At 47.8% G+C, this 3,705-nt stretch carries 4 protein-coding genes; all 4 read right to left on the bottom strand.

Annotation, left to right across the window (positions count from 1 at the left end):
• Positions 1–444, bottom strand: a 444-nt coding sequence (locus tag HUJ19_RS01580) for a CBS domain-containing protein (RefSeq protein WP_290621825.1), incomplete at its 3' end; no start/stop codon positions are given.
• Between the two features lie 54 nt (positions 445–498).
• Positions 499–1,005 carry an rRNA maturation RNase YbeY gene (gene ybeY / locus HUJ19_RS01575; RefSeq protein WP_290621824.1) on the bottom strand — a complete coding sequence of 169 codons (507 nt, stop codon included), beginning with the start codon at positions 1,003–1,005 and terminating at the stop codon, positions 499–501.
• 8 nt (positions 1,006–1,013) lie between these two features.
• Entirely contained in the window at positions 1,014–2,054 is a 1,041-nt protein-coding gene (locus HUJ19_RS01570) for a PhoH family protein (RefSeq protein WP_290621823.1), read from the bottom strand.
• 62 nt (positions 2,055–2,116) lie between these two features.
• Complete coding sequence (gene miaB, locus HUJ19_RS01565; RefSeq protein ID WP_290621822.1) at positions 2,117–3,457, bottom strand: tRNA (N6-isopentenyl adenosine(37)-C2)-methylthiotransferase MiaB; 1,341 nt, start codon at positions 3,455–3,457, stop codon at positions 2,117–2,119.
• Positions 3,458–3,705: the final 248 nt, after the last annotated feature.

Below are 3,705 nucleotides of genomic sequence, written 5' to 3'. Positions count from 1 at the left end.
CACATCCAGGCGTTTACTTTCAGGAATGATATAAGCAGGACGTAAGATGTCCTTAATATCAAAAGCTGCGCGTTCGCCATTATCAGCAAAAGCGTAACTCAAGAGCTCTTTCGCTAGCATGATGCCTTCAATATCATCACGATTTTCACCGACCACAGGATAGCGAGAATGGCGCGAGTCCTTAACGATTGGAATTATTTCATCCAGACTCATGTCTTCTTGAATGACGGCCATTTGCGAACGTGGAATCATGATGTCGCGCACTTGCATCTCTGCAACCTGCAACACCCCTTCCATCATGGATAGAGAATCGGGTTTGATCAGCTTATCGTCTTTCGCAGTTCTTAACAGATCCACCAACTGCTGACGATCTTGTGGTTCAGATGTGAAAATATCGGTTAATCGTTGAAGTAAGCTTCTCGACGGAGGTTTGTCGTCGCTCATAGCGTTTTATCTTGTCCTCATGTTGCCCAAAAATAATACGTGCCAGCGGAATTGCTAGTCACGCACCTGATAGGGATCATCAATCCCCAATTGCGCCAAAATGTCGACTTCCAGAGCCTCCATTTCCTGCGCCTCAAACTCTTTTATATGATCGTAACCTAGCAAATGCAAGCCCCCGTGAACCACCATATGTGCCCAGTGTGAACCGAGTGTTTTTTTCTGCTGGGCAGCTTCTTCTGCTACCACGTCTGCACAAATGACCAAATCGCCCAAAATGGATAGCTCCAGTCCTTCAATACCATCGGGCATTTCGAAGGGAAAGGACAACACATTGGTTGGTTTGTTCTTACCGCGGTAGTCATTATTCAGTGCCTGACTTTCTTCGGGTTCGACGATTCGTACCGTGATTTCAAAGGGCTGCGCCAAGTTTTTTTTACGGCCAAATTTTTCGGACTCTATGGCAAAAGCGGTAGCCAGCCATTGCTTAAAATCTTCTTCATCGGGAAGATTATCGGCATCGCAGGCGACCTGTAGATCCAGATTAAATAAAGGCGTTTCCATTTTAATTCTTAATCTTTACCGTCTGATGACTGTTGCCTATCCGCCTGCTTCTGTTCGGCTTTGGCGCGTCTGGCTTCTTCGCTGACATCGAAACTTTCATAGGCCTGCACTATACGTTGCACTACCGGATGGCGCACCACGTCTTTCGACTGGAAGAAGGTAAAGCTGATACCATCCACTTTTTGCAGAATATCAATGACGTGACGTAACCCTGAGCGCTGTCCACGGGGCAAGTCCACCTGAGTGATATCTCCGGTAATCACCGCTTTGGAATTAAAACCGATACGGGTCAGGAACATTTTCATCTGTTCCGGCGTGGTGTTCTGACTTTCGTCGAGAATAATAAAGGCATCATTCAGCGTACGACCACGCATATAGGCCAGTGGCGCCACTTCAATCACACTGCGCTCCATCAGTTTGGCCACTTTTTCAAAACCAAACATTTCATACAGCGCGTCGTAGAGTGGACGCAAATAAGGATCGACTTTCTGAGCCAGATCACCGGGCAGGAAGCCTAACCGTTCGCCAGCTTCTACCGCCGGGCGTGTTAACAGAATGCGACGAACCTGCTGTTTTTCCCAGGCATCCACAGCGCTGGCAACTGCCAGATAGGTTTTACCGGTACCGGCAGGGCCAATACCAAAACTGATGTCATGATGTTTGATGGCCTGAATATACTGCTTCTGATTTGGGCTACGCGGCTTAATCAACCCACGCTTGGTCATCAACTTGACGTCTTCGCCCTGTATTTTGTTGCCTTCCAGTGACTCTATATCAGCGGAAGCTTCCTGAATGGCCAAGTGTACGTCAGCACTATCAACACTGCGTTTTTTCTCGGTGTCTTTATAAACTGACTCGATTACCTGACGCGCGGCCACGACATGTACGCCTTCGCCAATCACATTAACCTGATTGCCGCGGATATTCACTTCAACGCCAAGGCGTCGTTCAATGTGTTTCAGATGTTCATCCAGGTAACCGCACAAGGCTGACAAGCGATTGTTGTCAGCGGGCAGTAATTCAAACGTTTGGTTGGTAAGCTGTGACAAGTACTATCCTTTGATTTGAAAAGCGTGGGGGGTTGCTGTTTTTTTGATGCAAAGAGGGCCGATTAATGAATCAGCCCGTCAGCAACAAAATCACCACGCAATGAATTAGGGAATGCATCAGTGATGGTCACTTCAGCAAATTTGCCGATAAGGCTATGCGGACCAACAAAGTTAACGATACGATTGTTTTCGGTGCGACCACGCAGCTCCATCGGATCTTTCTTCGATGGGCCCTCAACCAACACTTTCTGAGTTGTGCCAATCATATTGCGACTGATTGAAAAAGCCTGCTGATTGATGCGCTGTTGCAGAATCGACAAGCGCTGTTTCTTCACTTCCATCGGTGTGTCATCGACGATATCCGCCGCAGGCGTACCAGGACGCGCGCTGTAGATAAAGCTAAATGAATGATCATAACCAATGTCAGCAATCAGGTTCATGGTATCTTCGAAATCCTGATCCGATTCGCCCGGGAAGCCAATAATAAAATCAGATGACATCGAAATGTCAGGACGAATTTGGCGCAGTTTGCGAATTTTTGATTTGTACTCAAGTGCTGTATGACCTCGCTTCATCATCGCCAATACGCGATCCGAACCGCTTTGCACTGGCAGGTGCAAATGGCTGACCAGTTCTGGCACTTCCGCATATACCTGAATCAGGCGCTCAGAAAATTCGACCGGATGCGAGGTGGTATAACGGATGCGGTCAATACCATCAATTGCCGCCACATAAGTAATCAATTCGGCCAAATCTGCAGTATGGCCTTCATGAGTCACACCGCGATAGGCGTTTACATTCTGACCCAACAAGTTAATTTCACGCACGCCCTGCTCGGCCAGTTGCGCACACTCTGCCAACACATCATCAAACGGACGGCTGACTTCTTCGCCACGGGTGTATGGCACCACGCAGAACGAGCAGTATTTTGAACAACCTTCCATCACCGATACAAAGGCAGTTGGGCCTTCGGCGCGCGGTTCAGGCAAGCGGTCAAATTTTTCAATTTCTGGGAAACTGACGTCAACAACGGCCTTTTTCTGGCCGCTGGCTTCTTTAATCATTTCAGGTAAACGGTGTAATGTTTGTGGGCCAAAAATCACATCCACATAAGGAGCGCGCTGACGAATCGCTTCGCCTTCCTGCGAGGCCACACAACCTCCCACGCCAATGATTAGATCAGGGTTGTTATCTTTCAAATTTTTCCACTGGCCCAGCTGAGAAAAGACTTTCTCCTGCGCTTTTTCGCGGATTGAGCAGGTGTTAAGCAACACCACATCAGCTTCTTCAGCCGAGGTTGCCGCTTCTAAACCATGAGTTTTATTCAGCAGATCCGACATACGCGACGAATCGTACTCGTTCATCTGACAACCCCAGGTTTTGATAAATAACTTTTTGCTCATGCTTTCAATCACCGCTGTTTGGCACTTTGGCCGTAAAATCAATAAGATAAAATCAGGCTGGTAAGCGCTTGTGCCTACCAGCCTACATAAAATGGGCGCGAATTATACCATTAGCAAAAGGGCATTAGCCAGTGGCGACTGGCTATTTTTTAGGCAGTCTGAAAACCCTTTGCCGGCCCCGAAAAGTGTCGCTCTATTAAGGCCGCGACAATGTAGACGCCGAAGCCGGTTAATAGCGAGATAAAGAA

It is taken from the genome of Kangiella sp., assembly GCF_014762745.1.
In the GTDB taxonomy this organism is placed as follows: Bacteria; Pseudomonadota; Gammaproteobacteria; order Enterobacterales; family Kangiellaceae; genus Kangiella.
The sequence above is the reverse complement of the archived record's forward strand: the minus strand, read 5'-3'. Positions and strand labels throughout refer to the sequence as shown.

Coding starts and splice junctions, on each gene's coding strand:
- ybeY (WP_290621824.1), bottom strand. CDS start 1,005: ATGGAAACGCCTTTATTTAATCTGGATCTACAGGTCGCCTGCGATGCC.
- miaB (WP_290621822.1), bottom strand. CDS start 3,457: ATGAGCAAAAAGTTATTTATCAAAACCTGGGGTTGTCAGATGAACGAG.